The 3881-nt window shown below is 36.3% G+C and carries 6 protein-coding genes and 2 pseudogenes; all 8 read left to right on the plus strand.

Annotated features, from left to right (window positions below):
* Positions 1-349, plus strand: a pseudogene (locus Q0K80_RS10005) (ABC transporter ATP-binding protein); the annotation flags it as partial.
* Between the two features lie 6 nt (positions 350-355).
* Positions 356-862: an ATP-binding cassette domain-containing protein gene (locus Q0K80_RS10010; RefSeq protein ID WP_294605956.1), complete on the plus strand. Its 507-nt coding sequence runs from the start codon at positions 356-358 to the stop codon at positions 860-862.
* A complete protein-coding gene (locus tag Q0K80_RS10015) occupies positions 852-1175 on the plus strand; it encodes a hypothetical protein (RefSeq protein WP_294605958.1) in 324 nt (107 codons plus the stop codon). Before Q0K80_RS10010 ends, Q0K80_RS10015 begins: the two co-directional genes overlap by 11 nt.
* The gene (locus tag Q0K80_RS10020; RefSeq protein ID WP_294605960.1) at positions 1138-1437 is read left to right on the plus strand and encodes an ABC transporter transmembrane domain-containing protein; all 300 of its coding nucleotides are present in this window, start codon (positions 1138-1140) and stop codon (positions 1435-1437) included. Before Q0K80_RS10015 ends, Q0K80_RS10020 begins: the two co-directional genes overlap by 38 nt.
* A complete protein-coding gene (locus Q0K80_RS10025) occupies positions 1428-1799 on the plus strand; it encodes a hypothetical protein (RefSeq protein ID WP_294605962.1) in 372 nt (123 codons plus the stop codon). Before Q0K80_RS10020 ends, Q0K80_RS10025 begins: the two co-directional genes overlap by 10 nt.
* 43 nt (positions 1800-1842) lie before the next feature.
* On the plus strand, positions 1843-2448 hold the full coding sequence (locus Q0K80_RS10030; RefSeq protein WP_294605964.1) for an ATP-binding cassette domain-containing protein: 606 nt from the start codon (positions 1843-1845) through the stop codon (positions 2446-2448).
* Between the two features lie 10 nt (positions 2449-2458).
* Positions 2459-2635 (plus strand): annotated as a pseudogene (locus tag Q0K80_RS10035) (hypothetical protein); the annotation flags it as partial.
* 74 nt (positions 2636-2709) lie between these two features.
* The gene (locus Q0K80_RS10040; RefSeq protein WP_294605966.1) at positions 2710-3747 is read left to right on the plus strand and encodes an aldose epimerase family protein; all 1038 of its coding nucleotides are present in this window, start codon (positions 2710-2712) and stop codon (positions 3745-3747) included.
* The last annotated feature ends 134 nt before the right edge of the window (positions 3748-3881 follow it).

The raw sequence follows: 3881 nt of genomic DNA on the forward strand, positions 1-3881 counted from the left end.
CGCCTTTTTAGCGGGTATCCTGTTTTTAACTGGTCAAATAAAAATTGGGGCGGCATTAGCTTCGACTTCCTTTTCTTTTGGTATTTTTTCAGCTGTATCCTCTATTACAACTGCTGCAGTCAAGATTAAGTCTACTAAAAATATTAATCAAACTACGGCTAGCTTGATTTCTAACACCAAATCCAAGCCGAATGGGTCATCTGCTCAAATTGCCCAAATTGAAATTAAAAATTTGGCGCTTAAATATCCTAATGGTCCAATAATTAAATATCCCGATTTTGTGGTCAATAAGGGTGAAAAAGTTTTGCTTGCAGGCGACAGCGGAACAGGCAAGTCAACACTGTTCTAAGCTCTTTTGGGTAAGATTAAGCCCTATCAAGGTCAAATTATTTTTAGAAATAATGCGGGGCAGATTTTTCAACCAAATTTAAACCGGATCAGTTACATTGCTCAAGATCCGCAATTATTTCCAGGAACAATTGCGGAAAATATCGTGATGTTTCACCAGCAGTTATTAGACAAGGTGCCTAATTTAATTAATAAAGTGCAATTGCAGAGCGACATTGCGAGATTTCCCCAAGGAACCGACACACAGGTTGATTTGGATAAAAATAATTTATCCGGTGGTCAAAAGCAAAAGATTATCCTTGCCAGATCAGAAGTTTTCGCTGACGAAATTATTTTGCTGGACGAAGCGACAAGCGCCATTGATAGTCAGGCTACTAAGCAAATTATTGCCGAGCTGATTAACACTGATAAGACCGTGATCATGATTGCCCATAATCTTAATTCTGAAGTTAAAAATATGTTTGATAAAACGATTCGGTTAGCAAGCCAGAAGGAGAACAACCATGACTTTTAAAAACTTCTTTCATACCAATCAAATTCGTTTCATATTCATTGTACTTTTTAGTTTCTTACAACCTTTTGTTTTAATTGGCGCATCATACTTAAATATGTGGGAATTTACCGCTTTGCGCCAGCATGACGGCCAAGCCTGGTTGTTAATCGTTACTTTTACAACATTAGCTTATCTTTCGTCGTATGCTTATGACTGGGGTTCTGAATATTTACTGACACGACTAGTTCAAGAATTTAATCACACTTTAAGAAGCAAAATAGTAAGCCACGTCTATCATGACCGTAAAAATTATCAAACTTCCTTCGCAAGTTAAAAATCGCCTGACCAATGATCTTAATACGGTTAACAATCAGTCCTTTAACTTAATTCCTGTCATTTGTAATTTTCTAGGCTATATTCTTTTCTCCGTAATTGCCCTGCTGACAATGCACTGGAGTTTGTTGCTGCTCATCTTAATTTCGGTAGCCGTTTCCCTGATTTTGCCTAAAATAATTGAAAAGCCGCTGCAAAAAGCTACGGAAAAAGTATCTCATCAAAATAGACAATATTTCAAAATAGACAATATTTGGATCTGATTGAAAAATGGCTAAGCGGTATTGCTGAACTAGAGCGTTATCTTGCCGGTGATAAATTAACGAGTGTAATGCATAAAGGTGCATGCGATTTAGAAAAAGCCAATCTCAAGCAAACACAAGAACAACAAGTTCTATCTATTATTACTAATGGTGTTGCGCAAGTTATGATCCTGATTTTGTTCGTCTGGACTGGTATTTTAATTAAAGGCGGTCTGGTTACGTTTGGTGCAATTGCAGTTATCGGTAATTTTAGTCATTATATTTCACTAGCAATCGAATACTTGCCATTCTATTTTTGCTTAATTAAGGGCACCAGAACTTTGAGACAAAGTTACCGCAGCAACTGTACCAGTAAAAACTGATGAGCAAAACTTAGGAACTCCTTTTGCTTTTAGTACAAAAGATTTGGCAATTAGTTTTCCTAATGGTGAAGCTTTGAAGTTCCGTGATATCACTGTTAATTATGGCGAAAAAATTTTACTATCAGGTGATAGCGGAACAGGTAAGTCAACTTTGTTTAAGCTAATTTTGGGGATTTTGTCACCGAGTTCGGGGAAAATAGCATATAAGGATCAAGACGGGAAAGTGATCAAGCCTGATTTAGCTAAAATCGGCTATATTGCACAAGATCCTGTTTTATTTCCCAGCACCATCAAAAACAATATTACAATGTTCAATCCCAAATTAGACTTGCTGGCCGAACCTGCAGCTCTAGCAGTAGGTTTGGGCACAGATATTGCCAAATTTTCTCATGGCATGAATACAGAAATAAACTTGCAAAAACTAAATGTTTCTGGCGGTCAAAGGCAAAAAATAATTCTTGCGCGTTCGCAAATACATGACAGTAAAATCTTACTGATTGATGAAGGCACAAGTGCAATTGATCAGGCAGGAACCAGAGAAATCCTACAAGAACTCCTTAAAATGCCAGGCACTGTCATTTTTATCGCCCATAATTTTGATAAAAACCTGCAACTGCTGTTTGACCGCGAGATTCATCTAAGTAAATAGCAACAGTAAAAAAAGTGCTACTGAGTGGATCAAGGCTGGTGGTGGCCACCATACTGTCTTTTCATTTGCAGCAACAGAAGACCAAGTTACTGACCTGCAACTATGTACGGAGTTGATCTGTGCAGTATCAAATAAAATCAAATCGCTAACTAATAAATCCCAAACACTTATGATTAAGATTTCTTAGAAAAAATACACTATTTCAATAGTATAATTGAAGTAGTGTATTTTACTAATACGATTAAGTTAATTGGAGAAAAAATGGAAGACATTGAGGAAATATTTGAAAATTATCAAGGTAACGATGTTAAAAAAGTTACGTTAAAAAATGATCATGGTATAACAATTTCATGTTTATCGCTGGGAGCTACCTGGTACGAATTTTTGGTACCTGATAAAAATAAACAACAAAAGAATTTGTTGATGAACTTTGATCATTGTGCAGATTATTATTCTAACGGTTTATGTTGTTGTCAATCAATTGGACGTGTAGCTGGCAGAATTAAAAAAGGTCAGTTCACTTTAGATGGGTCTAATGTGCAAGTTCCCACGAATGAAAATGGCAACACTCTGCATGGTGGTAATAAAGGCTTTCGCTTTTTAAACTGGCAAACACAAACTGGTAAAACTGCTAACAGTGCGAGTGCAATATTTACAAACCAGATTAAAGAAGATCATGACGGATTTCCTGGCGATATGCTGGTTATCATTACCTATACTTTAGATAATGAAGATAAATTAACAATCTCTTATAAAGCTGAAAATGGTACGCAAACAACACTGTTTAATCCTACTTGTCATGCTTACTTTAATTTAAGTGACCAGCCTAATTTAAGTACGCACGAAATTAAGATAAATAGTGAGGAACATTTACAACTTGACTCTGAGTTAATTCCGACTGGAAAAATGCTGGCAAATGCCAATACTCCGTATGATTTTCATGATTTTAGCAATTTAGCTGCTGCATTAGAAGCCAATAAAGGTTTCGATGACGCGTTTGTTATTAATGGTAAAGAAAATCAAATGAAACCTGTGGCTACTTTGAAAGAAAAAGGAAGTGGCCGTCAAATTACTATTTCAAGTGAAAGCAATTGCTTAGTGATGTATACCATGACGCAGGAGCAAACTGGAGTAAAATTTAAGCGGGACAACGGTTCTACCGCACAGCCAAGTGAAGCTGTTGCTTTAGAAGCGCAAGTATTGCCGGGTGCAATCAATCACCAAGATTTTGGAGATATTGTTTTACCTGCTAATACTACCAAGGAACATCAAATCGTTTTTGCTTTTAAGCAGAATTAAATTTTTAATAGATATTATATAGAAGGCTACTGATGATATGACCCCTAAAATTAGGACACTTTATATTAGCTGCTAACTAAGGACTAACTGCCGATATTCAAGCGGAGTTAGTCCTTTTAGTTTGATCTTGATTC

The sequence above is a fragment of the uncultured Lactobacillus sp. genome, from assembly GCF_945290125.1.
GTDB lineage: Bacteria > Bacillota > Bacilli > Lactobacillales > Lactobacillaceae > Lactobacillus > Lactobacillus rizhaonensis.